The sequence below is a fragment of the Bradyrhizobium sp. GW821-FHT13H05 genome, assembly GCF_058804065.1.
On sequence record NZ_JBXAPO010000004.1, the window covers coordinates 1 to 25,303 of the forward strand.

At 63.7% G+C, this 25,303-nt stretch carries 26 protein-coding genes; 7 read left to right on the forward strand and 19 right to left on the reverse strand.

What is annotated here, in order from left to right:
* Positions 1-297: 297 nt before the first annotated feature.
* Positions 298-723, reverse strand: a complete 426-nt coding sequence (locus tag AC1RR3_RS13310; protein WP_492823191.1) for a hypothetical protein — start codon at positions 721-723, stop codon at positions 298-300.
* A gap of 291 nt (positions 724-1,014) precedes the next feature.
* On the opposite strand from AC1RR3_RS13310, the gene AC1RR3_RS13315 reads away from it, so the two are divergent.
* Positions 1,015-1,272: a DUF2798 domain-containing protein gene (locus tag AC1RR3_RS13315; protein ID WP_492823193.1), complete on the forward strand. Its 258-nt coding sequence runs from the start codon at positions 1,015-1,017 to the stop codon at positions 1,270-1,272.
* 65 nt (positions 1,273-1,337) lie between these two features.
* On the opposite strand, the gene AC1RR3_RS13320 is transcribed toward AC1RR3_RS13315, so the two are convergent.
* The 3 genes from AC1RR3_RS13320 to AC1RR3_RS13330 all read right to left on the reverse strand — a co-directional run bounded on the left by AC1RR3_RS13320 (position 1,338) and on the right by AC1RR3_RS13330 (position 4,584).
* Positions 1,338-3,125 (reverse strand): chloride channel protein, encoded by a 1,788-nt coding sequence (locus AC1RR3_RS13320; RefSeq protein ID WP_492823195.1) that lies wholly within the window; start codon positions 3,123-3,125, stop codon positions 1,338-1,340.
* 8 nt (positions 3,126-3,133) lie between these two features.
* The gene (locus AC1RR3_RS13325) at positions 3,134-3,787 is read right to left on the reverse strand and encodes an L-fuculose-phosphate aldolase (RefSeq protein ID WP_492823197.1); all 654 of its coding nucleotides are present in this window, start codon (positions 3,785-3,787) and stop codon (positions 3,134-3,136) included.
* Positions 3,788-3,957: 170 nt separating this feature from the next.
* Positions 3,958-4,584 (reverse strand): MarC family protein, encoded by a 627-nt coding sequence (locus tag AC1RR3_RS13330; RefSeq protein WP_492823199.1) that lies wholly within the window; start codon positions 4,582-4,584, stop codon positions 3,958-3,960.
* 144 nt (positions 4,585-4,728) lie between these two features.
* Here AC1RR3_RS13330 and AC1RR3_RS13335 point away from each other — a divergent pair, with 144 nt between their 5' ends.
* The 4 genes from AC1RR3_RS13335 (at position 4,729) to AC1RR3_RS13350 (ending at position 8,443) form a co-directional block, all read left to right on the forward strand.
* Complete coding sequence (locus tag AC1RR3_RS13335; RefSeq protein WP_492823201.1) at positions 4,729-5,298, forward strand: YciE/YciF ferroxidase family protein; 570 nt, start codon at positions 4,729-4,731, stop codon at positions 5,296-5,298.
* 186 nt (positions 5,299-5,484) lie between these two features.
* Positions 5,485-5,868, forward strand: a complete 384-nt coding sequence (locus AC1RR3_RS13340; protein WP_008139483.1) for an Hsp20/alpha crystallin family protein — start codon at positions 5,485-5,487, stop codon at positions 5,866-5,868.
* Between the two features lie 8 nt (positions 5,869-5,876).
* Entirely contained in the window at positions 5,877-8,282 is a 2,406-nt protein-coding gene (gene lon / locus AC1RR3_RS13345; protein ID WP_492823203.1) for an endopeptidase La, read from the forward strand.
* 5 nt (positions 8,283-8,287) lie between these two features.
* Positions 8,288-8,443 carry a hypothetical protein gene (locus tag AC1RR3_RS13350; protein ID WP_492823205.1) on the forward strand — a complete coding sequence of 52 codons (156 nt, stop codon included), beginning with the start codon at positions 8,288-8,290 and terminating at the stop codon, positions 8,441-8,443.
* 70 nt (positions 8,444-8,513) lie between these two features.
* Here the strand turns inward: AC1RR3_RS13350 and AC1RR3_RS13355 are convergent, their stop codons facing one another.
* From AC1RR3_RS13355 to AC1RR3_RS13390, 8 genes are all read right to left on the reverse strand, one after another.
* The gene (locus AC1RR3_RS13355; protein ID WP_008139488.1) at positions 8,514-8,816 is read right to left on the reverse strand and encodes an HU family DNA-binding protein; all 303 of its coding nucleotides are present in this window, start codon (positions 8,814-8,816) and stop codon (positions 8,514-8,516) included.
* A gap of 357 nt (positions 8,817-9,173) precedes the next feature.
* Complete coding sequence (locus AC1RR3_RS13360) at positions 9,174-10,409, reverse strand: acetyl-CoA C-acetyltransferase (RefSeq protein ID WP_492823210.1); 1,236 nt, start codon at positions 10,407-10,409, stop codon at positions 9,174-9,176.
* Positions 10,410-10,772: 363 nt separating this feature from the next.
* The gene (locus tag AC1RR3_RS13365) at positions 10,773-11,474 is read right to left on the reverse strand and encodes a potassium channel family protein (RefSeq protein ID WP_492823212.1); all 702 of its coding nucleotides are present in this window, start codon (positions 11,472-11,474) and stop codon (positions 10,773-10,775) included.
* A 132-nt stretch (positions 11,475-11,606) separates the two neighbouring features.
* Positions 11,607-13,082 carry a GH1 family beta-glucosidase gene (locus tag AC1RR3_RS13370; RefSeq protein WP_492823214.1) on the reverse strand — a complete coding sequence of 492 codons (1,476 nt, stop codon included), beginning with the start codon at positions 13,080-13,082 and terminating at the stop codon, positions 11,607-11,609.
* Between the two features lie 124 nt (positions 13,083-13,206).
* On the reverse strand, positions 13,207-14,184 hold the full coding sequence (locus AC1RR3_RS13375; protein WP_492823216.1) for a Bug family tripartite tricarboxylate transporter substrate binding protein: 978 nt from the start codon (positions 14,182-14,184) through the stop codon (positions 13,207-13,209).
* An 84-nt stretch (positions 14,185-14,268) separates the two neighbouring features.
* Positions 14,269-15,114, reverse strand: a complete 846-nt coding sequence (locus tag AC1RR3_RS13380; protein ID WP_492823218.1) for a fumarylacetoacetate hydrolase family protein — start codon at positions 15,112-15,114, stop codon at positions 14,269-14,271.
* On the reverse strand, positions 15,111-16,733 hold the full coding sequence (locus tag AC1RR3_RS13385) for a bifunctional 3-(3-hydroxy-phenyl)propionate/3-hydroxycinnamic acid hydroxylase (RefSeq protein WP_492823220.1): 1,623 nt from the start codon (positions 16,731-16,733) through the stop codon (positions 15,111-15,113). Before AC1RR3_RS13385 ends, AC1RR3_RS13380 begins: the two co-directional genes overlap by 4 nt.
* Entirely contained in the window at positions 16,730-17,629 is a 900-nt protein-coding gene (locus tag AC1RR3_RS13390; RefSeq protein WP_492823222.1) for a VOC family protein, read from the reverse strand. Before AC1RR3_RS13390 ends, AC1RR3_RS13385 begins: the two co-directional genes overlap by 4 nt.
* Before the next feature lie 133 nt (positions 17,630-17,762).
* Here AC1RR3_RS13390 and AC1RR3_RS13395 point away from each other — a divergent pair, with 133 nt between their 5' ends.
* Positions 17,763-18,461, forward strand: a complete 699-nt coding sequence (locus AC1RR3_RS13395; RefSeq protein WP_492823224.1) for a GntR family transcriptional regulator — start codon at positions 17,763-17,765, stop codon at positions 18,459-18,461.
* A 31-nt stretch (positions 18,462-18,492) separates the two neighbouring features.
* Here AC1RR3_RS13395 and AC1RR3_RS13400 read toward each other — a convergent pair whose 3' ends face one another.
* From AC1RR3_RS13400 to AC1RR3_RS13430, 7 genes are all read right to left on the reverse strand, one after another.
* On the reverse strand, positions 18,493-18,900 hold the full coding sequence (locus AC1RR3_RS13400) for a hypothetical protein (protein ID WP_492823226.1): 408 nt from the start codon (positions 18,898-18,900) through the stop codon (positions 18,493-18,495).
* A 60-nt stretch (positions 18,901-18,960) separates the two neighbouring features.
* Entirely contained in the window at positions 18,961-19,128 is a 168-nt protein-coding gene (locus tag AC1RR3_RS13405) for a hypothetical protein (RefSeq protein WP_492823228.1), read from the reverse strand.
* Positions 19,129-19,266: 138 nt separating this feature from the next.
* The gene (locus AC1RR3_RS13410; protein ID WP_492823230.1) at positions 19,267-19,500 is read right to left on the reverse strand and encodes a hypothetical protein; all 234 of its coding nucleotides are present in this window, start codon (positions 19,498-19,500) and stop codon (positions 19,267-19,269) included.
* Positions 19,497-19,796, reverse strand: a complete 300-nt coding sequence (locus AC1RR3_RS13415) for a hypothetical protein (RefSeq protein WP_492823232.1) — start codon at positions 19,794-19,796, stop codon at positions 19,497-19,499. Before AC1RR3_RS13415 ends, AC1RR3_RS13410 begins: the two co-directional genes overlap by 4 nt.
* Positions 19,797-19,958: 162 nt before the next feature.
* Positions 19,959-20,372 (reverse strand): hypothetical protein, encoded by a 414-nt coding sequence (locus tag AC1RR3_RS13420; RefSeq protein ID WP_492823234.1) that lies wholly within the window; start codon positions 20,370-20,372, stop codon positions 19,959-19,961.
* A gap of 60 nt (positions 20,373-20,432) precedes the next feature.
* Complete coding sequence (locus AC1RR3_RS13425) at positions 20,433-22,922, reverse strand: TonB-dependent receptor (RefSeq protein ID WP_492823236.1); 2,490 nt, start codon at positions 22,920-22,922, stop codon at positions 20,433-20,435.
* A gap of 163 nt (positions 22,923-23,085) precedes the next feature.
* The gene (locus AC1RR3_RS13430) at positions 23,086-24,444 is read right to left on the reverse strand and encodes a histidine kinase (RefSeq protein WP_492823238.1); all 1,359 of its coding nucleotides are present in this window, start codon (positions 24,442-24,444) and stop codon (positions 23,086-23,088) included.
* Between the two features lie 193 nt (positions 24,445-24,637).
* Between AC1RR3_RS13430 and AC1RR3_RS13435 the strand changes: the two genes are divergently transcribed.
* Positions 24,638-25,258: a response regulator gene (locus AC1RR3_RS13435; RefSeq protein ID WP_492823240.1), complete on the forward strand. Its 621-nt coding sequence runs from the start codon at positions 24,638-24,640 to the stop codon at positions 25,256-25,258.
* Positions 25,259-25,303: the final 45 nt, after the last annotated feature.

The window sequence follows — 25,303 nt, forward strand, 5'->3', positions numbered from 1 at the left end:
ATCGCCCCTCAAGGATGAGCCGGGATGGGCGACACATACGCCATTTCCGAATTTCGGTAAAGTGGAATATTTTTACGAAGAGGGATTGACTGCTCCGCGGGTGTTTTGCCCGTCGGGCAACACAAGCCGTACCGCCAGCCCCGTCATCCTTCGAGGGCCGCCGAGGAGGCGGCCACCTCATCAGGGTGACGGTGATGGAGCGGCGCTCGCAAAGACGAAGGGCGGGGTTAGCTTCCGCATAACCCCACCCCCTATTCGTCAATTGAGACGTGCTGGACTGCTCCCAGCCAACGCGCATCAATAACGCGGGTCGCCCCAGACGCGCGGATCCTGGCGATAGGCGGGAGTCCAGCCGCCGGCATAAGGCTGCCGGTAACCACCACCGCCGTAATAGCCGTTGCCGCCATAGTAGACTGGACCGCGATCATAATAATACTGGTTCTCGTAATAATCGCGGCGCCGGCTTTCAGCGATCGCGGCGCCAGCGATGCCAGCGGCTGCGCCCATAATGGCAAGGGCGGCACCGTTCGGCCCGCGGCGATAATACCGGCGCTTGGCGGCGCTGAAGTCGGTGGCGGCCTGGCCTGCGACGGCGGCCTTCGGGGCCGGCGTGGTCGAAGCCGCAGCCGACGGCGATGCGGAGGCCGCGACCAGGGCGAGGCTTGCGAACGCGGCCACCAGCGCGTTGCGGCCGGATGCGGAAATCATGGGTCTAACACTCATTTTGACTTTCCTCTGTTCTCGCCCGAATTGACATAACCAAACAATTTGTAACGCCCAAACCACTCAAATGGTTTCATGATCGCGGCAATCTGCCACGCTTTGAACGATTGTAAACCGAACGACCTGATCCAGCTTGCGCCACTCAACCTGAGCGGATAATGAACAGCCGCACCGTTTTTCGGTCGCCGTAAGCGTTTGACGTGAACCAACGCATCAACCGACGTCGTCGGGATCGATGCACTTTTCAGGGTTCAACGTGACTGACGCGTCCTTTTCCTCAAGAGAAATCAGATGATTGCGGTTCGCAAACTGCCGGCGCGCTATGCGCCGATCGTGATGCCATTCGTGCTGTCCATCCTCATGACCGCCGTGGTGTCGGTCATTTCGACGCTGCGGAGCCTCGGCGCGACCCCGGCCTTCCTCGCGACCTGGCCGGGCGCCTGGGCGCTGTCATGGCTGGTCGCTTTTCCTACGTTGCTGATGGTGCTGCCACTGGTCCGCAGGATCGTGGCCTGCCTCGTCGCGTCACCAGCTCAACCGGGCCGCTAGCCGGCCAGCGTAGTCGCGACGACAACCTGAAGCGCGACGACGATGCATCGCAATCTCGTCGCGCTCTAGGACAGCGCGCCGAGTACCCCGCGCGTCGCCTTGTCGATCTCCTCGACATAACGGCGGCGGGCGAAGGTCTCGGTCAGGAAGCCGACCACCTTGCGGCTGTCGGTGGAATCGACCACCGCCAGCATCTCGGCTTCGGCCTCGTCGAACACGGCCATCGCCGACTTCACGTTCATTTCCGGGATCAGCACGATCTCGGTCAGGCGGGCGAGCTCGATCACCTGGATGTCGTCGGCGATGGTATCGAGATCACCAGAGAACAGGTCGGGCAGCAGCACGAGACCGACATATTCGTCGGCATTGTTGACGATGACGATTCCGGGCCGCGACCCCAGCGCGAACTCGCGGCGCACGGCGGCGATCGTCGTGGTCGACGGCACCTTGCCGACATCGGAGCGCATCAGCCGCTCGACGGTGAGATTGCGCAGCCAGCCGACGTCGTTGGCGCTGCGGATGGTCTCGCCGCGCAGATGCAGGCGCCAGGTCGAGAACGAGTGGCCGAACATGAAGCGCACGCAGATCGAGGTGACGATGCAGCCGGCGAGCACCACGGCGGTGACGTCGACGTTGCGGGTCATCTCGAGCACGAGGAACGACATCGTCAGGGGGCCGCCGACGATGGCGACGCCGAGCGTCGCCATGCCTGTCAGCATCGCCACCAGCGGATCGATGACGAATTCCGGGCTGATGAGCAGGAGGACCGCGGCAAAGAATTTTCCGATCAGGCTGCCGACGAACAGCGAGGCAAAGAACAAACCGCCGCGGAAGCCCGAGGCCAGCGAGATCAGGCAGGCCGTCACCTTCAGGGCGATGATCAGCGCGATCAGGCCGATCGTCATGTCGTGAAAGAGATCGAGCACCATGGCACCGTGGCCGGCCGCCAGCACCTGCGGCGTGACGATGGCGAAGCCGCCGACGATGAGGCCGCCGATCACCGGGCGCAGCCAGACCGGCAGCCATTTGAACAGGCGCTCGAACATCGAGGACGAGCGCATCACGGCGATGCCGACGCCGCTGGTGACGAGCGCAAGCCCGATCAGCGCCAGATACTGCTCGACGCCGACGGCACTGACCTTCGGTATCTCCAGAGAATATGGCGCGCCGCCGAGCCATTGCGCCGTCAGCGCGCCGGCGAGCGAGGCCGCCAGGATCGGCGCGGCGCTGCCGACCGAATAGACGCCGACGATCAGCTCGCAGGCGTAGAAGGCACCCGTGATCGGCGCACCGAACGCGGCTGCGATCGCCGCGGCAGCGCCGCAGCCGACGATCAGGCGCAGATCGTTGCGGCGCAGGTTGAAGAACTTGCCGAACAACGAGGCGATGCCCGAGCCGATCTGGGTGTAGCCGGCCTCGAGGCCGACCGAGGCGCCGCAGCCGTTGGAGATCAGCGTCTGGCTCGACACCACCACGCTGTCGCGCATCGACAGATTGCCGCCGCGCAGCGCGTTAGCCTCGATCGGGTCGACCGCGCTGGAGATCTTCATCCGCCGCCGCGACCATTCCATGATGCCGAGCGCCAGCCCGCCGAGCGCAGGCGCAAGCAGCGCGGCCCAGGGGCTGACGCGCGCGTTGGCGGACAGGCGGACGTCGACGGGAATGCCGTAGATGACCATATGAGCGATCTGCGCGATCTCGGCCATCAGCGTCACGATGGCGCCGGCCAAAGTGCCGATCACGAGCGCAAGCGGGATCAGGTAGAACTCGTTGCTGCGCAACAGCGCGCGCAGGCGAACCATGACGCGGTTCGATCCCTTGCGATCGGTGATGTGTCTGATCCGCGCGAACACCGCCTGCCCTAACCTTCCGACATGCCGTAGCCGGCCATGCGCTGGCGGACCCGTTCGATCTCGGCACTCGACAGCAGCGGCGGTTTTCCGATCTGGAGACAACCGTGATATTGCCGCGCCAGCGTCTCGACCTCGACGGCGAGCCACATCGCCTTGTCCAGCGTCTTGCCGACCGCAATCATACCGTGATGGTCAAGCAGGCAGGCGAGCCGGTCTGCCAACGCCCGCACCACATGTTCGGACAGTTCCGCCGTGCCGAAGGTGGCATAGGGCGCGCAGCGGATGCTGTCACCGCCGGCGGCCGCGATCATGTAGTGCACGGGTGGGATCTCCATGCCCATGATCGCCAGGATGGTGCAATAGGTCGGATGGGCGTGGACGACGGCGTTGACGTCCTGGCGGGCCCTCAAGATGTCCAGGTGGAAGCGCCACTCGCTGGACGGCTTCTGATTGGGCGCATGCGAGCCGTCCATGGCCATGAAGACGATCTGGTCGGGTGTCATCGCCTCATAGGGCACGCTGGTCGGCGTGACCAGCAGCCCGTCCCCATGCCGCACGCTGATATTGCCCGAGGTGCCCTGGTTGATGCCGAGCGCGTTCATGCGGCGGCAGGCGTCGATGATGGCCTCTCTCCTGGCGAGCTCGTCCGCTGTCACCAACATCCCGATTTCATCTCGACTTATGGGCAATGGGCGTTTGTTAGACCGGGAGTACGTCAAAGCAATGTGGCAGTGCAAGCGAAAGCGGCCAGGATCAGGCACAGTCTTGCCCGCGGCCCCGCCAAGCCCGGAAATATGACTTAAAATCAATAAATTAGCCTGATATCGCGGTCCTACGAAAAGCTCGCCCGTACGGCCGCAATCCCGTTGATGACGAACTGCACCGAATAGGCCGCGAGCAGCATGCCGAGCACGCGCGAGAGCACGGCATTTCCGGTGCGGCCGAGGGTGCGCGCGATCAGGTGAGCTGAGACGAAGCACAGCATGCAGAGCAGGCAGACGGAGGCGACGACCGCGATGATGATCGCGAGCCTCGCCCCGTAGCCGGCATCACCCGTCAGCAGCAATGTGGTCGCAATCGCGCCGGGACCGGCCATCATCGGGATGGCGAGCGGGAATACCGCGACGTCGGAGGCATGCTCCGCCGTGGCCTTGTCGGCCTCGCGGGCCTCACGATGCGGACGGTCGCCGAAGATCATCTGGTAGGAGACGCCGAACAGCAGCAGCCCGCCTGCGATCTGGAAGGCGGGAATGCCGATCCCGAGCTGGCGCAGCAGCCAGTTTCCGGCCAGCGCGATCACGACCAGGATCGCGGCCGCGATCAGCGGCGCACGCAGCGCGATGGTGCGCTTGACCGTGTCGGGCATGCCCCCGGTCGCGGCCAGGAAGGCCGGCGCAAGCCCGACGGGATCGACCACCAGCAGCAGCGTCACGAAGGCGGACAAGGCGAAATCGAGCATGCGGCTGGGTCTCACGCGAGGTGCAGCCGCAATCCATAGCGGCTCGAGGAGGCCTTCGCGAGGAACATTTGCCCTCGCAGAGTCTTGGTCGCGCGAGGATTGAGGAGGGCATCGCCTTCCCGTGTCGCCTCAAGAGGAGGATTTATGGCTAAACAAGCAAAGAAACGTGCGAACGCGAAAAAGACCGCGGCGCGCCGCCCGCGTCAGGCGCCGAAGATGTTGAGCGACCTGTTTCTGGAGACGCTGAAGGACATCTATTACGCCGAGAACAAGATCATCAAGACGCTGCCGAAGATGGCCAAGGCGGCTCACTCCAAGCAGCTCTCCGCGGCCTTCACCAAGCATCTGCGGGAGACGCAGGGCCAAGTCAAACGTCTGGAGCAGATCTTCAAGATGCTGGACAAGCCGGCACGCGGCAAGCCGTGCGAAGCCATTAACGGCATCACCGACGAGGGCGCCGAGATCATGAAGGATTTCAAGAACGCTCCTGCCCTCGACGCCGGCCTGCTCGCCGCGGCGCAGGCCGTCGAGCACTACGAGATCTCCCGCTACGGCACGCTGCGCACCTGGGCCGAGGAGCTCGGCATGCCGGAGGCGGCAAGGCTGCTCCAGGCAACGCTGGATGAGGAAGAGGCGACCGACCACACGCTGACCGAGCTCGCCATCTCCGTCATCAACCTCGAAGCGGAAGAGGAATATCGCGCCGCCGCCTGATCGGTGTCGTGCCTCACTGTCGCCTTCGACGCCGCGGAACATCTTTCGCGGCGTCGATGCGTCTGACTGCAAGGGCCTCTTCCGGTTCGAAAGGCAGGCATGCTCCCAACGCGCGATGCTGGAATTTTGGGGAACGGTCCCCATATCCTCGTTTTCCAACCGCAGCGCCTTCCCCCGAGTTTTGCCATGCAACCGAAAAATCCCCTCGACTGGATGCTGTCCGAAGCCCTGGACTCGCTGACCCGCGCTGAACGGCTGCGGCAGCAGTTCGGCCGCCAGGAAGCCTGCTGGGAGCCGCCGATCGACGTGCTCGAGACCGAGCATGAGCTTTTGATCCTGGTCGCGCTTCCCGGCGTCAATCCTGACAATGTCGAGACGGTCATCCTTGACGGCGTGCTCGTCATCTCCGGCCAGCGCACGCTCCCGCCGGAGCTTCGCAACGCCCGCATCCACCGGCTCGAACTGCCGCAGGGGCGTTTCGAGCGCCGCATTGCATTGCCCCTTGGCCGCTACGCCATCAGCCGCTTCGTGATGGACGGCTGCGTCGCGCTGCGCCTCGCCAAATCCTGAGGTCGATCATGGCCACCGAACAGATGAATACCGAACAGACGAATCCTGACGTGAAGATCCCCGAAGACGCACTGATCATCATTCCCGTGCGCGAGATGGTGCTGTTTCCCGGCGCCATCGCGCCGATCGCGATCGGCCGGGCGAAGTCCATCGCCGCCGCGCAGCAGGCTCTGCGCGAGCAGCGGCCGGTCGGCATCGTGCTGCAACGCAGCCCCGAGATCGAGGAGCCCGGGCCGGATGACCTCTACCGGGTCGCGACCATCGCCAACATCGTGCGCTACATCACCGCACCCGACGGCACCCATCACATCGTCTGCCAGGGCGTGCAGCGCGCGCGCATCCTCGACTTCCTGCCGGGGACACCGTTCCCGGCCGCGCGCTTCCAGCAGATTCCGGAGCCGACCACGAGCTCGCCCGAGATCGAGGCGCGCGCGCTGAACCTGCAGCGCCAGGCGATCGAGGCGATCGAGCTGCTGCCGCAGGCGCCGCCCGAGCTGGTCGCGATGTTCCAGAGCACCACTGCGCCCGGCGCGCTGGCGGACCTGGCGACCTCGTTCATGGACATCAAGCCGCAGGACAAGCAGGAGGTGCTGGAAACCATCGACCTCGCCTTGCGCGTCGAGAAGGTGTCGAAGCATCTGGCCGAGCGGCTGGAGGTGCTGCGCATCAGCAATGAGATCGGCCAGAAGACCCGCGCCACCTTCGACGAACGGCAGCGCGAGGCGATCCTGCGCGAGCAGATGGCGACCATTCAGCGCCAGCTCGGCGAAGGCGACGGCAAGGCGGCCGAGGTCGCCGAGCTGACGGCTGCCATCACCAAGGCCAACATGCCGCCAGAGGCGGACGCGCACGCGAGGAAAGAGCTGCGCCGCTACGAGCGCATGCCGGAGGCTGCCGGTGAATCCGGCATGGTCCGCACGTACCTCGACTGGCTGATCGAGCTGCCCTGGGCGCTGCCCGCGGAGAAGCCGATCGACATCAAGGAAGCGCGCCGCATCCTGGATGCCGACCATTTCGGCCTGGAGAAGATCAAGAGCCGGATCATCGAATATCTGGCGGTGCGCAAGCTGGCGCCGCAGGGCAAGGCGCCGATCCTGTGCTTCGTCGGCCCGCCCGGCGTCGGCAAGACCTCGCTGGGACAATCCATCGCCCGCGCGATGGATCGCCCCTTCGTGCGCGTCAGCCTCGGCGGCGTGCATGACGAGGCCGAAATCCGCGGTCACCGGCGCACCTATATCGGCGCGCTGCCCGGCAACATAATCCAGGGCATCAAGAAGGCGGGCGCACGCAACTGCGTCATGATGCTGGACGAGATCGACAAGATGGGCCGTGGCGTGCAGGGCGATCCCTCGGCCGCCATGCTGGAGGTGCTCGACCCCGAGCAGAACGGGACGTTCCGCGACAATTACCTGGGCGTGCCCTTCGACCTGTCGCGCGTGGTGTTCATCGCGACCGCCAACATGCTGGACCAGATTCCGGGCCCGCTGCTGGACCGCATGGAGCTGATCAGCCTGACCGGTTACACCGAGGACGAGAAGCTGGAGATCGCGAAGCGCTATCTGGTGCGGCGGCAGCTGGAGGCCAATGGCCTCTCGGCCGAGCAGGCCGAGATCGAGCCGGAGGCGCTGAAGCTGGTCGTCAAGGGTTATACCCGCGAGGCCGGCGTGCGTAACCTGGAGCGCGAGATCGGCAAGGTGTTCCGCCATGCTGCGGTGCAGGTCGCCGAAGGCTCGGCTGCGAAGGTCGTGGTGACGCCCAAGGACATCGCCACGGTGCTCGGCCAGCCGCGCTTCGAAGGCGAGATCGCGCAGCGCACCAGCATTCCGGGCGTGGCCACCGGCCTCGCCTGGACGCCGGTTGGCGGCGACATCCTGTTTATCGAGGCCTCGCGCGTGCCCGGCCGCGGCGGCATGATCCTGACCGGCCAGCTCGGTGAGGTCATGCGCGAGAGCGTGCAGGCGGCGCTGACGCTGGTGAAGAGCAAGGCCACGCAGCTCGGCATCGATCCGCAGCTGTTCGAGAAGAGCGACATCCACGTTCACGTTCCCGCGGGCGCAACCCCGAAGGACGGACCGAGCGCGGGCGTTGCGATGTTCACCGCGCTGACGTCCCTGCTCACCAACCGCACGGTGCGCAGCGACACGGCGATGACCGGCGAGATCTCGCTGCGTGGTCTCGTGCTGCCGGTCGGCGGCATCAAGGAGAAGGTGGTGGCTGCGGCCGCTGCCGGATTGAAGCGGGTGATGCTGCCGGCGCGCAACAAGCGGGATTACGACGACATCCCGAAGAGCGCGCGGGACAACCTCGAGTTCATCTGGCTGGAGCGCGTCGACGAGGCCATTGCGGCTGCGCTCGAACCGGTCGAGGCCCAGGTCGGTGCGAAAGTCGGTGCGAAGGTCGAAGCAGCGGAGTGAAGGCGATGAAGAAACTGCTGGAAAAAGCGAAGAGATCGCGCACAACGCAGCGGCTGCGCCAGCTGCTCGATCGTGCCATCGACCGGGTGCGCGATGCGCTTGCGGTACCGGAGCCGCGGCTTCAGCCGGTCCCGGTCCGGGTCAGGCGCCGCAAGGGCTGAACCCCTCCGCTTCAGCCCTCGCGGTCGTCGAACATAAAAGGCCCCCTCCTGCGAGGGGGCCTTTGCGTTATCAGGCCACGGCGTCCTTGGCAGCCTTGACCGGGCGGGCGCGGACGATCTTCCGGGCCGGCTTGGCCTTGAACATCATCTCTTCACCCGTGAACGGGTTGGTGCCCTTGCGCGCCTTGGTCGCGGGCTTCTTGATGACCACGAACTTGGCGAAGCCCGGCACCAGGAACAGGCCGTTCTTCTTGAGCTCCTTGTGGCCGACGTCGGTCAGCGTCTCCATGACGCTCTTGACGTCGCGCTTGGAAAGCTCGGTGGCGGTCGCAATCTTTTCGATCAACTGCGATTTGGACATTTGGGCTGGCATCGTGTCTCCTCTGATTCGTTGCCGGTTGCATATTAGACCAACCGTTGAAGGCCTATAGCCTTCTGTACAGTTTTGTCGCGGTTTTACGGGCTTTTTTGGCCCTCTGTGGCAAAAAACCCTGCATTTTAGCTACTTCCGGAGCGGGAGAAGCCTCGGGCAGCGGATTTTACCTTGTTTCAAAGGCCCGCACGCTGCCTTGCTAAAGCTGATTCGCGGCGTTCGACAAGCGACGACCGGCCTCTTTGTGCGAGGCGGAGCACGTTTCACCCTAGAAAATAAGGGGCAGATCGCACCGCAGCCACGTCTGCAGGTGCTCTCCCTCTCCCCGTTCTCACGGAGAGAGGTGAAGAAAGAAGGCTAAATGCGCTCGATGATGATGGCCGGAGCCATGCCGCCGGCCGCGCACATGGTGACGAGACCGCGCTTGAGGTCGCGCCGTTCGAGCTCGTCGAGCACGGTGCCGATCAGGATCGAACCGGTGGCGCCGATGGGATGGCCGAGCGCGATCGAGCCGCCATTGACGTTGACTTTGGCGCGGTCGAGCTTGAGGTCGCGGATGTATTTTTCCGCGACCACAGCGAAGGCCTCGTTGATCTCGAACAGATCGATGTCGTCGATGGTGAGCCCCGCCTTCGCCAGCACCTTGCGCGTCGCAGGCACCGGCGCATTCAGCATCAGGGTCGGCGAGTCCCCCATGTTGGCCATCGCCACCACGCGGGCGCGGGCTTTAAGGCCATGCGCCTTCGCGTAAGACGGTGAAGCCAGAAGGATCGCAGCGGCGCCGTCGACGACGCCGGACGAATTGCCGGCGTGATGCACGAAGTCGATGTTGAGATCAGGATATTTCTGCAGGATGAGGCCACGATAGGTGGTGCCCTTGTCGTCTAGGGCATAGTCGGCGATCGCCGGGAATGCAGGCTTCAGCGCACTGAGGCCCTCCATCGTGGTCTGCGGCCGCGGATACTCTTCATGGTCGAGCGCGAGGCTGCCGTCCTCGCGATGAACGGGCACGAGACTCTTCTTGAAGTGACCGCCGGCAATCGCCTGCGCCGCGCGCTTCTGGCTTTCGAGACCGAGCGCATCGACATCCCGCCGCGCGATGCCTTCCATCGTCGCGATCGCATCGGCGCAGACGCCCTGATGCGACTGCGGATGCCGCGCGCGCAGGCGCAGATTACCCGAGTCCATCATCATCGGACCGCTGCCGCCGCGACGTCCTTCCATCGACATCATCTCGCAGCCACCGGCGATGACGAGGTCTTCGCTGCCCGACATGATCGAGCTTGCTGCCATGTTGACGCTGGTGATGCCGGAGCCGCAAAAACGATCCAGCGTCACCGCACTGGCGCGAACGTCGTAGCCGGCGTCGAGCGCCGACATGCGGCCGAGATCGCCGCTTTGCGTTGCAACCTGCGCGCTGCAACCCCAGACGATGTCGTCGACGTCGGCCGTATTGATGCCGGTGCGATCGGCCAGCGCGCGCAGCACGGTTGCGCCCAGCTGTTGCGGGTGGATGCCGGAGAGTGCTCCCTTGCCGGCCTTGCCGACGCCCCGCGGGGTACGGCAGGCATCGATGATGAGTGCGTCGGTCATTGGCGTTGTCCTCTTGTTATCGGTGTTGAGGACGGTTTTGAATCAGGGGGCGAGTGGAGTCAATGCGCGGTGCTCCCTTCACCTCTCCCCGCTTGCGGGAAGAGGTCGGATTTCACGCGCAGCGGAAAATCCGGGTGAGGGGGAGCTTCGGCAAGGACGGAGGCAGATGGACACGCGGAGAGTCCCCCTCACCCGGAATTTGCTGTCGCAAATTCCGGCCTCTCCCCGCTAGCGGGGAGAGGCGCAGAGTTTACACCCCCGCCGCGTTGTTCGCGATGACACGCTGCGGTGAAGCTCTCGCAGGCACCTACTCGGGGCAGCCCGGTCGCAGACAGCAATCAACCAGATCAACCGACCTCTCTATTAGGATCGTCGGTCCTCCGTTGACGATACCCGGGCAATGGCTGCTAAAATAGAGAAGAAGAAAATTTGGTACATAACGCCCAGCATGATCTCCACACTTGTGATGATGCGAGCACCTTTTGCGACCGGCGTAATATCACCGTAACCGACCGTCGCAATCGTTACGATACTGAAGTACAGGGCGTCGATTAGGTCGAGCTGCTGGCTAAATGCTCTTGGATCGATACGACAGGACACCTCAAACAGCAGCGCAAACGTATAAATGACCAGTGCGTAAGAAATAAGAGCCGTCCCAATTGTGTGTTTTATGGACGGATCGCCTGGCGCCATCTTCAACGGCAATATTACGTCGAGCAAACGTATCGCACATGCCCTCCATCGTGGAAAAGCGCGTTGGCGCTGGACATTATACAGAGTGTTGAATGACATGAGTGCTGAAGTAGCAGCAGCAAGATAGGACAGCGAAGTGATCATCAGCAAATAGAGATCAACCGTTGCGCGATCAGCTCCCGGCTCGACAAGATCGATGAAGTCGATTCCAATTCTGAACGCAACCGCAACTGCCAAGAAAGCAGCAGAAAACCAAAATGGAGCGACCGGCGGTATTTCAAGGCGCGGATAGCGTCTTTTTGCAAACATATAGCCAGCGTACAAAATTATCGAGACAGCGAGGAATATCCAATCACTAAGGTCGAGTTTCATTGATGATCGCCTAACAATCGTACCGGGCTGGTCAATGCATCCGGAGATGCGACTCGGGCATGAGCTCCAACAATGACATGCCAAATAAAAGCAGGAGGAGCGGAGCTAGCGAAATCTCGTTCCTTAACGTCGCTACACCCCCGCCGCGTTCTTCGCGATCACGTTGCGATAATAGCTCGCACTGAGTTTCGCCGTGCGGACCTGGGTGTCGAAATTGACGTGGTAGAGCCCAAAGCGCTTGCTGAGCCCGAACACCCATTCAAAGTTGTCCATCAGGCTCCAGAGGAAATAGCCGCGCACCGGCACGCCTTCGGCGGTGGCGCGCTGGAGCTGCGCGAGATAGTTGCGCAGATACATGATGCGGTCGGTGTCGTAGATCTTGCCGTCGGGCGCGACCACGTCGTCGCCGGAGGTGCCGTTCTCGCTGATATAGATCGCGTCCGTCTTCCAGATCTTGGCCGCCAGCTTCGGCACCCAGTAGATCGTCTCCGGCGCGACGCGGAGCCAGTCCGAGTTCATATGCGGGAATGATTTCGGGATCGGCAGCGGCATGAAGCCCGCGCCCTGGTCAGACGGCACCACGTAGTTCTGCGGCGCGTAGATGTTGAGGCCGAGGAAGTCGACCGGCGAGGAGATGATCTTCAGCTCGGCATCGGTGTATTTCGGCGCATTGGCCCCCGCATATTTCAGGAAGGCGTCGGTATACTGGCCCGTCATGATGACGTTGAGATAGCCGGCATTCATCTCGCGCAGCGCGATCTCGGCGGCGCGGACATGCTCGGGCGTGTCGAGCGCGGGAACGCAGACATCGATATTCTCCGCCGGCCCGATCCGGGTGCCGCGACGGCCACGCGCGCGCACCGCCTGCACCGCGAGGCCATGCGCGAGCGCGCTGTTGTGTCGGACCTGATTGACCTCTCCTTGCGGCAGCGTCACGCCGGGCGCATCGATGCCAAGGCCATAACCGAACTGCACGAAGCGGCCGCTCTCGTTCAGTGTGAACACGTTCCTGACGCGATCGGTCAGGCGCTCGGCGACATAACCCGCATAGTCGCCAAAGATCTTGCAGGTCTCGGTCGAGCGCCAGCCACCAAAACGGTCCTGGAGCGATTGCGGCAGGTCCCAGTGATAGAGCGTCGCCCACGGCTCGATGCCGTTCTTCAGGAGCTCGTCGACGAGGCGGTTGTAGAAGTCGAGCCCCTTCGGGTTCGGCTTGCCGTCGCCGTCCGGAAACACCCGCGGCCAGGCGATCGAGAAGCGATAGGCCTTGCAGCCGAGATCCCTGATGAGCGCGATGTCTTCCCTGTAGCGGGAATAGTGATCGTTGGCGCGGTCGCCGGTCGAGCCGTCCTCGATCTTGCCGGGGATGCGCACGAACTTGTCCCAGATCGAGACCCCTCGCCCGTCCTCGTTGACCGCGCCCTCGACCTGATAGGACGAGGTCGCCGTGCCCCAGACAAAGCCCGCCGGAAAGCCGTTGCTCACGCGCGGGCCCAATGGCGGCTTGGCCTCCGCGACCTCCAGAGGACTTGCCAAGGGACTTGCCATTCCGGCCGCGGACAATCCCGCCAGCTTGGCAAACTGGCGACGCGAAACCTTGTCCGACATTGATGCTGCTCCGAAGGCGATGCTGGTGCGGCGGCACAATGACGGCTGGCGGTAGATTTGGGAAGCGGCGGTGACGGGATTTGCGGATGCAAAAATGCAGAAGAACGCCCCGCTCCGGCGGCTCCTATTCCGGCTCGATGCCGAGCCCCTGAATGATCTTGCCGGACGAGGCGAGTTGGTCGTCGAGGAAACGCTTTGCGCCCGCTGTCGTCACGGCATCGCCGACGCCGACATCGAAGCCGAGGGTGGGCGCGCGGTCGCGCACATCGGACGATTCCAGGGCGCGTGCAATCTCGGCGCTCAGTTTTTCGACGATGTCGGCGGGCGTACCGACCGGGGCCATGAACATGAACCAGCCCTGGAGATCGACGCTTTGCAGCGTCTCCGCAATCGCAGGAACGTCCGGCAGGGAGTCGATCCGCTTGGCTCCGGCAACGGCAACCGGTCGCAGCGTCCCTGCCTTGATGAAGGCCTCGGCGATCGATGCCGATTGGATCGTCACCTGGATACGGCCCGAGATGGCGTCCTGCACCGCATTCGTGGTCGTGTTGTAGGGGATGAGGACAAAGCCGGTCCCGGCGCTCTTGTTGATGGCCTGAGCGATCAGGCCCGAGAGGTTGCGCGCACCGTCGACGGCGAGGCTTAGCGAACCCGGCGCCGATTTTTCGAGCTTGATCAATTCAGGCAGCGTACTGGCCTTCACTTCGGGATTGACGAGAAGGACGTGGTTGCTCTTGGCCACCATCGCGACCGGCACGAAGTCTTTCACGGGATCGTAGGGGAGCTTCTTGAACGTGTAGGGGTTGGTGACGAGCGCCGCCGATGTGGCGAACAGGAATGTGTAGCCGTCTGGCGCCGCACGGGCGACCGACTGCGTGCCGACGAGGTTTGCCGCACCCGGACGATTCTCGACGATGAACTGCTGCGCGAAGATGCGCGAGAGTTTTTCGGTGATGAGGCGGCACATCACGTCGGGGCTATTGCCCGCCGGCTGCGGCACGACGACGGTCACGGGCCTCTGCGGCCAGGACTGCGCGAAGGCCGGAAGAGAGCAGCAAAGCGCAACGCCGGCGAGCAGCAGACGACGGGATAGTCCGGACATGGTGTTCCTCCCTGGAGATGCCTCTTTGCGGGCTTTTATTGGTCGTTCACACGCCGCAGGTCGATGCCTGCTGCGGCCGTTCGATCAGGTCTCGTCTGCGACGACATTCCTGAGCACGCCGAGGCGTTCGACCTCGATCTCGACGACATCGCCGGGCTTCATCCAGAGCGGCGGCTCGCGCCGCGCACCGACGCCACCCGGCGTTCCGCTGACGATGACATCGCCGGGCTCGAGCCGCGTGAAGGTCGAGCAATATTCGATCTGGCGCGGAATATCGAAGATCATCTGCTTGATCCGCGCTTCCTGCACGATCTGTCCGTTGAGGCGAGTTTCCAGCTTGAGCTCGCCGAGCGGACCGAGCTCGTCTGGCGTCATCATCCAGGGCCCGAATGCGCCGGTATCAGGAAAATTCTTGCCCGGCGTGAACTGATGCGTGTGGCGCTGGAAGTCGCGGATGCTGCCGTCATTGTAGCAGGAATAGCCGCCGACATGGTCCATGGCGTCCGCGCGCGAGATGTAGCGGCCGGCCTTGCCGATGATGACAGCAAGCTCACCCTCGAAATCGAGGTCGGTCGAGACGCGTGGCCGAACGATCGGCTGCAAATGTCCGGTCTGGCTGTTGGCGTAGCGCGAGAAGATGGTGGGATGCTCGACCTCGGCGCGGCCGGTCTCCTTGCGATGGGTCTCGTAGTTCAGGCCAACGCACAGGATCTTGTCCGGGTTCGGGATGACCGGCAGCCATTTGACCTTGGAGACCGGAACGGCAGTCGCCGCGGATTTTGCATCCGCAACGCCGGCCAGCGACGAATCGATGGCGGCCTTGAGGTCGGCGTAGCGCGCCTTGAGCGCAGCACCGGCATCGAAAAAAGTCTCGCCTTCGACCAAACCCCAGGTGGTGCGCCCGTCGATCGCTACAGTTGCCAGTTTCACGGTGTTCTCTCCATTGTCGGATCAAAATTGTGGCTGTCTCGCCCGGCCGGGACGTCGTGCAGACGCATCTCGATCTCGCGCAGGAGATCGCCGAGTTCGGCGGCGTCGCGCGCCGTGCCGAAAACGTAATGATCGGGCCGCACGATCGCGGCGATGACATCGTGACGGTCGAACCAGTTCGCGAGCACGCCCTCGGTCTCCTGGAGCGCATCGGGTGTGCCGGAGCCGGCAGGTGCGATGGCCGCGGAAAACAGGTCCGGGCGCGCGGTGCAGAGAGCGAGGAGAACGGCGGCGTCAAGGCGGCGGCCGTCGACGAATGCGCGCAAGCCTGGTCCTGTCACCTCATCGAGCAAGCGGACCGTGCCAGCGCTTGCGATGCGCGGCTGTGGAAACAGACTGCCACGCGCCGGCCCTTCGTGATTTGCAATAAGGCCAGCGCGCAGCGGTGGAATGATCTCCTGCCGCGTGATCTGGAGTGGCTTGCCGCCGCCTTCGGCCAGGATGTGCGCATCACGCCGCCGGGCCGCGACGGGATCGCGTTCGCAGATCGACTGGCCGATCGCCTTGATCTTGCCGGTCAACTCGATGACGTGGGCTTTGCGTTCAATTGTGTAGCTGTCGAGCAGGCTGGCGGAGGACAGGCCATTGAGCACCCGATCCAGCTTCCAGACGAGATTTGTTGCATCACGCAAGCCCTGGCACATGCCCTGGCCGATGAAGGGAGGCTGCTGATGCGCGGCGTCGCCGGCGATCAGGATTCTGCCGTTGCGCCAATCATTGGCAACGAGGGCGTGGAAACGATAGGAGGCCGCCCGCCACAAGTCGCCGTCCTGCGGTGTGAGCCAGGGCGCGAGCAGCTTCCAGACATTCTCCGGCCGCTCCATCTGCCTCGCGTCCTCGCCGGGCAGCAGCATGATCTCCCAGCGGCGGTGATTCTTCGGGCCGATCAGGAAGCTGACGGGGCGCGCCGGATTGCAGAATTGTGCGGAGCATTGCGGCAATTTGTGAAGCGCGCTCTCCTTCACGCGCACGTCGACCACGAGCCAGGGTTCGTCGAAGATGAGGTCCTCGAGCCCAAATCCTGCGATCTCGCGCACTCTGCTCGAGGCGCCGTCGCAGCCGAGCACATAGCGCGCGGTCACGGAACGGCGCTTTCCGTTGGTTTCCTTCAACTTTGCTTCGACACGATCGGAGGTTTGAACGAGATCAATCAGCTCGACGCCGAGCTCGGTGCGCACATTGGAAAAGCTTGTCGCGTGGCGGCGCAGCTCGGCCTCGACCGCGGGCTGGCTGAACACCATGCTCGGCGTGTAGCCGAGCGGATAGGGTTTTGTGACCATGTCGATGCGCCGGATCAATTGGCCGTCGACGCCAAAATGCTCCGATGCGGTGAAGGGCTCAACATGGGGTGCGATCGCCTCAGCAAGGCCCATATTGTCGAAGTGCCGAAAAATCTCGTGATCGAGTGCAATCGCGCGCGGCTTGTCATAGACGTCGGTGAGACGGTCGATCACCAGCGTGCGATGACCGAGGCGGCCGAGCTGGCCCGCGGCAACGGCGCCAGTCGGCCCGAAGCCGACGACGAGCACGTCATGGTCGGTGGCGGCCGCTTCCGTCATGCGCGCGCCGTCGTGAAGGGAATTGCGAGCTGCGCTGTCTTGCAGGCGTCAGATTTGGGCGGAGCGATGCCCCACTGATCGGTTCGTCCCGGCGGCCAGACCCAATCGGCTGGACCTTTCGCGACATAGCTGTCGTCGATCTGCAGGACTTCGGCGGTGTATTCGATGACGGCACCGGCGGGATCGACGAAATAGGCGAACACGTTGTCGCCCGGGCCGTGACGGCCGACGCCCCAGCCGATCGGATAGCCGTGATCGACCATGCGACCGGAGCCGCGCATCACGGACTCCAGATCCGGCATGAGGAACGCAACGTGATTGAGGCCGTTGCGAGAGGCCTCCGCAAGCACGATCGCGTGGTGATCGCTGTTGCAACACAGGAACGCCATCAGCTTCGACCGGTCCGACAGCCGAAAGCCCAGAACATCCTGATAGAAGGCCGAGAGCTGTTCGATATCGGCGCTGTTGATGTTGACATGTGCCAGCCGCTCGGGGCGATCGGCGATCACGCGGGCGGGCTTGGTCCGATCGCCATGGACGAACTCCATGGCGCATCCCTGCGGTTCGCGAACGATAAAACCCATCCCGCCCGACGGCGCAGACGATGGCGCGGGCGAACTGATCACCTCACAGGCGGCTTGCCGCGCACGCGCGAACAGACGATGCAGATCCTCAAGAGAGCGGACGCGGAAGCTGACCTTGCGAAGCGAGGTCGCCTCACCCGGCGTGAGCTCGAGAACGTGGAAGTCGCTGCCGGTTGCGGCGAGGTACACGGTGCCATCCACTTCCGCCGCAACGTCGAGGCCCCAGACCCCCGTGTAGAAATCGACCGAACCGGCGAGGTGCGGCGTCGTGATCTCGACGCTGCGCAGGGCCGCTACCGGAAAGTCGGACATGGAGCTTCCTTGTCGGGGGACGCGAACGCCAATTCCTTAATATGTACAAAATCGATCGTAAAGCCAAAATTTATAAATAATTGCGCCTGGCTCTGCTAATGTACACAAGTGCCGAGATTCCGATGGGATGCCCATGAGCTCTGACCTGCCAAGCCAGAAGGCGGACCAGCCGGCAACGCTGGCGACCACGATCTACGCACGCCTCAAGGCCGACATCCTGACCACGCGGCTGGAGCCCGGACGCAAGCTGCAATCGCGCTTCCTGATGGAGCAGTACAATGTCGGGCAGACCCCGCTGCGCGAGGCGCTCAACCGCCTGACGACCGAAGAGTTCGTCGTCGGCATGGAGCAGCGCGGCTTCTATGTAAAGGAAGTCAGCAAGGAGGAGCTCCAGGAGCTGACCAAGACGAGGTGCTGGGTCGAGGGCCTCGCGCTTCGCGAGTCCATGCAGAATGCGACCCAGAGCTGGGAGGAAGCTCTGCTGGTGGCGCATCACCGGCTCGACCGCATGCCGCGCTCGCTCAAGCCCGACATATTCGAGGACAATCCGGACTGGGAGAAGGTGCATCGCGCGTTTCACGCGACGCTGATCGGTCTTTGCGGTTCACGGCCGCTGCTTGGCTTCTGCGAGCAGCTCGCCGACCGGCTCTACCGTTATCGCATGATGTCGATTGCGAAGGCCTATCCGGCGCGCAAGGTCGGCGCCGAGCACAGTGACATCCTTCAGGCAGTTCTCGCCAAGGACAGCGAGCAGGCCGTGCGGCTGCTTCAGCAGCATTATCAGCGTACGGCCGACGTCATCTATTCCGACCTCGACGGATTGCTGGCGTAGCTCCGTCTTGGGAACATGGAGCGCACCGCGATCAGCGCGAGCGCTTCGGCAGCTTTGGAAGCTTGTCGGGATTGAACGGTGGGACCTGCCCGGTTCGTTCAGGCGCCGGCTGCGGCTGTTCCGTCAGAATGAGCGTTCCCTGCAGGACGACGCCCGGCGCCTGTCCTGCCGTCGCCGTGTAAGTCGCGATCTTGCCTGGGCACGTCCCCTCGATCTCCAACGTGAGTTCATCGTTGACGCCAAAGACCGTTGCGCGTCCATCGGTATGACGCTTCGTCAGCACCGTCGCAGTGAAGCGATCGCCGTCGATCTTGCAGGAGCCGTGATACGTCATCAGGCTGTCGCGGCCCCAGATCTGACCATCAGCGACATGGACGATCCCGGTGCCCTGGTCGAGCGGCGTCTTGTACCACGCCGCGTAGGTACCGTCCTTCAGCATGGGAGCAGTCTCCCCTGTATTCCCACGCTGATCATCCGCATGATCAGCACTAACAAAGCGTTAATCACGCCTCCCGTGCCAATCCGGATGGTCCTCGCGCAGCCCGGCTTCAAGATCTTCAATAATGATGTGAAGCAGACCCACGGCCAGCGGATCGGTGACTTCGCGCTCCAAACGCCTGTAACGCGCGATCTGGAATTCCTGCTCTCTTAATTGGTGCTCTGTCATCAGACGGGCCCTCCGGTGAACCGACGCGGAGACAGCCGAACAGTTTCGTTAAAGTTTTCAGATCATTTTCTATGGTTTCCGATCGGTAAAGGGCAATGGGTCGCCAAGCTTCGGCTGCGCGCCGGACGCCACTCAATCTCACGGCACGTCGCCGTTCCTCCGACTCCCGCCGATACTGTGCGGCTTGTTGAGGAAGAACTCGCGATTGCCGAGAGCTGCCTCCGCGTATTGATCGATCGCGACCTGGATCGCCTCGATGTGCATCCGGCACCATCCCTCATAGCAAGACAGCCGCCGTGCATGATCAAGAGCCTTCAGAAACTCCGGCGGCTCCTGCATGTCGGAGAAATAGGTTAGCCCCTCTCCCTTCATGCCTGTGCCATCTCTCGCGGTGGCACAAGACGGCGCGGTTCGAGACGAACGCGCGATGGCGTCGGCCGCCGGCGTGGAATGAAGAGGCTGGCGACGACGATCGGGTCGGTGTCACCAAGGGCGGTCCGCTCCTGGACCAGACCGCTCATGACGACACGCATCTTCATGACCTCCTGGGCGACGAAGGTGCAATCCTCGTCCCGGTTGATCTGTTCGTGCATGATCGCCTCAGCTTCGCGCATGCTGACGCGTAACGCTCTGATAATTTTACGGATTTCGTTGATTCGGTTGTCCATGGCTCGCTCCTTGACAGGACGGCGAACATAAGAACAAATCATGAACAATGTGTCAATCGGCTTAAGGTAGAACGAAAGCCGGCCGCACGTCCCGTCGGGGGGCGCGGCGCGATAGATCTCGGCAATGCTGGCCCAGAGAAGAGATGCAACGCTCCGCCCTCCCTAGGAAGACAGACGAAGCCAGATATCCCTGCTCGCCAGCACGCCATTCGGGGTCGCGATCTCCATGTCCACGACATGCAGGGAGCCGGGCTGGTCTCCATAAATGTATTTGAGGTGCCACACGCCGCCGAGATCAGGCGAAATGACGAAATCGTCCAGTCCGTCGGTGATTGCTTTCACAGCCTCGCGGTGGGTCAAAGACGCGGAAAACATTGCATCGATCAAGTTGGCGAGACTCATGCCCTCGACGAGCATAAGGCGCGCGACCTCATCCCCGTAAACGTGTCGAAGCGCCGCAACGATCGCGGCGACTGCGTCCGGATTTTTCAACGCCACGGCAGAGCGAGCCTCCGGCAGCATGATGCCGGAAGCAGGATATTTTATGCAAGCCGTCCGCGCGGCGGTGCGGCGCATGGACTTTCCCGCCCTGCCCCCGCTCTCAGCCCAGGCACAGGCAATTGCAGCTCGACGCAGCTAGAACGTCACCCGCATCCCCGCATAGAACGCGCGCGGCCTTGCCGGGCTAAGCGAGCGCGGGTCGTTGAAGTCGGCGCCGCCATTGGCGAAGTTGGGCAAGGCTTCGCGGTCGAAGAACTGTCCGTAGGTCGCGTAGCGCTTGTCGAAGATGTTGTCGACGCGGCCGTAGAGCTGGACGTTCCTGCTCACCTGGTAGGAGGTGTGGAGATTGAACACCGTATAGGACGGCAGCTTCGCATACTGGTTGGACTCGTCGCCGACCAGGTACTGGCTGGAGACGAAGATCGCGTTGCCACCGACCTTCCAGACATCGGTCACCGAATAGTCGACGCCGAGCTTGACGCGGTGGCGCGGGATCGCGGGGATCTGGTTGCCGGGCGAGACCTGGATGTTGCCGTCGCCATCTGCGAACGGGCTGTTGGAGCCGAGCGTCAACGCGTCGAGGAAGCGCGCGTCGACGAAGGCGTAGCTCGCCTGGAACTGGAGCGTTGGCGATTTGATGTTGACCTCGGCCTCCAGCCCCTGCCGCCTGGTACGGCCGACATTGGAGAAATAGCCGAAGCCGGTGCGGCCCGGAACGGGAATGGCGAGGATGTCGTCATAATTGGTGGCACGGAAGCCGCCGATCTTCCATCCGAGCGTGCCGATGTTCAGCTCCTTGGCTCCGCGCAGGCCGGCTTCCACGGTCTTGGACACGACCTGCTTCAACGGCGGATCAGAGACGAGAAACGCCGCGATGAGGCAGGGATTGTTCGGATCGGCGCAGCCGAGCTCGAGCGGCGTCGGCACGCGGTTGGCCTCGGAATAGCCGGCATAGGCCGTCAGCTCCGGCGTGATCTTGTAGGTGCCGCCGATGACGGGATTGAAGCGGGTGAAGGTGTAATCGCCGTTGAGCGCGGTGCCGAGCTGATCCTCCAGCGAGATGCGCGCCACGTTGAAACGGCCGCCGCCGGTGATGGCGAACGCATCCGTGACGTTGAACGTGTCCATCGCGTACAGGCCGTTGTACTGGTTGACGGTCCGCAGCGAGACGGGACCGGCAAGACCGGTGTCAGGCGTGCCGGTTGGCCCCAGGAAGATACCGCTGCCGCTGACGACGTAGTTCTCTCCCATCGAGCCGATCTCGGCTGTGGCGTTGTAGCGCGTGACGCTGGCGTCATAGGTCGCGCCCATCACGAATCGGTTGTCGTGCCCGAACAATTGATCGGTGTTGGTAGCCTGCCCCGACACGCCGAAAGTGGTGGAACGTATCGAGCTCCGGTCGATCTCGCCGAAGATCGTTCCCGGAGCAAAGGGATTGGCGAGCTGAAGGCCGTTTACGCCGTTCGCCGGTGTCGCGCCGTCCCCGAAGCACAGCAGCGTCGCGTCGCCGGTGCACTCGCCGACGTCGGTCGGGTTGCCGTCGACGAGCTTCTGCTCATACCTGCGCACATGGGCGTTGCCTTCCAGCGTCCAGGTCGGCGTCGCGTCGACCTTGCCGGTCAGATTGAGATAGCCGACGCGGTTGGAGGTGATCTGCGGCGTGGTGTAGGTCGCACCCCAATATTTATCCAGGAGTTCGGCCGGAACGGTGGCGCTGGCGCCAAAGTCGTTCTTGGCGAGGCCCATATTGACGTGGAATTCGCTGTCGCCGGCCTTGTAGCCGACATCGCCGTAGAAGCGCCGCACGTCCGATTGAGAAAAATTGCGGAAGCCGTTGTCGTGCAGGCCTTCGAGCGCGGCGTAGACGCCGTAGTTCTTCTCGACCTGCTTGCCCCATTGCGCCGAACCCTGGATGCGGCCGAACGAGCCACCCATCAGATCGAGCTCGGCGCCCTGATAGGTGAAGCCGTCCTTCATTTGCAGGTTGATCGCGCCGCCCAGCGCGTTGAGGCCGAAGGCGGGGTTGTTGGTCACGAGCGTCACCGACCTGATCGCGGCGGTCGGGATCAGGTCCCAGTTGACGGCGTCCGAGAAGGCCTCGTTGATACGCACGCCATTCTGGTACACCGCGAGGCCTTGCGGCGTGCCCGTCACCGGCGAGGCGACAAAGCCGCGGAATTCGACATCCGGCTGGAACGGATTGCCGGTGACCTCGCTGATGTTGACGCCGGCGATGTTGTCGCGCAGCGCGTCGGTGACGTTGAGCGAGCCGGTGCGCTTGATCTGGTTGGCATCGACCGCGTTGATCGCCGACGGGACCTTGTCGACGTCGAGACCTCGGCCGGTGCCCGGCGAGGTCGGATAGACGTAGATGCGTGTCTTGGGGCGGTTCGAGGCGGCTGCCCCCGCGCGCGCGACCGGCCGCGACGGCGCGGTGCGCCTGGTGGCCGAGGGCGGCGGCGCCGCCACCTCGACCGGCGGCAGGTTCTGAACGTTGGTTTGCTCGTCCTGTGCGGCTTCGGCAGGGCTCGCGGCGACCAACCCAGACAGCAGCCCCGTCGACACCGAGGCCATCAACACACGACGCTTGAACCAAAGACGCTTGACCCAAAGATGCTTGCCCATCCCCGCCTTCCCATCCGTGACCACCGGCTGTTTTGATTTTCGCCGTTTGGTCGAGACGAGTGTAATCGGCAGCAGCGAGCGCGCCAGCCACAAAAGGTCGGGCGATATCCGCACCCGTTTTCCCGATCAAATCGGGAATTCTTCCCGATTGCCTGCGACGCGATCAGGCCGCCGCTGTCGGCACCAGCGCCTCCACGGTCAAACCGCCGTCGCCGGAAACGACGTTGAGCGTGCCGCCCAGCGCCAGAATCCGCTCGCGCATGCCGACGAGGCCGAAGCCGAGCTTCTGGCCCGGCTCCATGCCGCGGCCGTTGTCGCTCACCCGCACCCGGGCACAGGAGCGGCCATCGCGCGTGAGCTGGTCGACGGGCTCGATGACGACATTGACCGCGGTCGCGCCGGCGTGACGGAACACGTTGGTGAGCGCCTCCTGCACGACGCGGTAGATGGTGAGGTCGGCGGTCTCTCCGGTTGCGCCCAGCTCCGGCGAGATCGTGGTTTCGATGGTGACGTCGGGATGCGCTTCCCGCCACAGCCGCGACAGCGATTCGAGCGCCTGGCCGAGGCCGAGCTCGGCAAGGCCGACGGGCCTTAAGCGCTCCAGCACACGGCGCGTGAACTGCTGGAGTGCGTTGATCTGCTCCAGCAAGGCGCCGCCATGTTTTCGCACGGCATCCGCGCTCGGGGCGCGCCCATCCGCGAGCTTCGCCAACGCACTGGCATGCGCGCGCAGCGAGAACAGATAGGGCCCGAACTCGTCGTGAAGCTCGCGCGCGATCTCCTTGCGCTCGACGTCCTGGAGCGACACCGTGCGCTCGGCGAGGCGCCGCTTGTCCTCGACCGCCTCTCCGAGCGTAGCCGCAAGGTGGTTGAGCTTGGTGCAGATCGCGGCAAGCTCCGGCGCGCCGCCCGGCACAGCGCGTGCCTCATAGTGTCCGCCTTCGAGCTCGGCCATGGCCTGCGACAATGACTGGAGCGGCGCGAGCGCCCGGCCGACCACCGTCATCATCACCAGGAACAGCGCCAGCGCGATCACCGAGCCGACCTCGAGCTGGGTCATGATGCCATCCCAGATCTCGGCGATCTCGTCGTCGGGGTGCGAGGTGATCCGGAGCGAGCCGGGCTTGCCATGGATCGAGACGGGCACGCTGACCGCGGTCTGCTCAGGATGAACCAGGCTGACGAACCAGGCCGGCGGGGCGCGCGTATCGTCATCCGCATCGGGTCGGGGCGGCGTCAGCGGGTTCCCGCCGGCATCATGCAGCGCGATGCTGACATGGCGCAGGCGGCTGAGATCGCGCGCGATCTGGTTCAGCCGCGCGTCCGGATCGGGCGCCTCGTTGAGATCGGCCACGATCATCTCGATGAATTCGCGCGCGAGCCGGATCACGCTCTGGTCCTCGGCCTGCACGCGGGGACCTGCTTCCGCGACCTGGCGGCCGATATTGACGGCGAGCCCCAGCGCCAGCAGCAGCGCCAGCAGCACATTAATGCGCGCGCGCAGGGAAAGATTTTGCCACATTGGTGTCGCCTGTGCCTTGCGAAGCCTAGCCCGCGCCTGTCCGATGACGTTGACAGAGGCGAAGCGCCCGATATCTAATCGAAAGCGTACAGCAATCCCGGCCGGGTTGCATGAGGCGACATGAGACGCGCACGGCTCTCTTGTCCGGTATCATGCGGCGCAAAACAGGCCGAGGCTGTTACGGGGAACGCCTATGCGCATTCTGATCGTCGACGATCATCCCATTGTCGCCTCCGGCTGCCGTGCCGTGCTAGCCGACGAGGGCGAGATCGAGATCCTGGAGGCCGCCGACGCCGAAGACGGCGAGTGCGTCTTCATCGTCGAGCGCCCCGACCTCTGCGTCATCGACATCAACCTGCCGACCGTTTCCGGCTTCGAGCTGGCGCGCCGCCTGCTCGAGCGCGCGCCCGAGGCCCGCATCATCATGTTCAGCATGAACGACGACCCCGCTTTCGCCGCGCGCGCGATCGAATGCGGCGCCAAGGGCTACGTGTCCAAGACCGGCGATCCCGACGACCTCGTCGAGGCGATCCGCACTGTCGGAAGCGGCGGCACGTACCTGCCGAGCGCGATCGCGCGCAGCATCGCCTTTGCCGGACCTGCGCTGGCGCAAAGCCCGCTCTCCAAGCTGAATGCGCGCGAGATGGAGATCCTGCGGCTTCTCAGCGCCGGAAAGAGCCTGTCCGAGATCGCCTGGCTGGTGCAATCGTCCTACAAGACGGTGGCCAACACATCGTCGATCATGCGACAGAAGCTAGGTGTGAAGACCTCGGTCGAGCTGGTGCGATTGGCGATCGACAGCGGTGTCGCCTGACTGGTCAGCGGACTGGCGCGCCCGCACAAATTCGGTCACACAAGC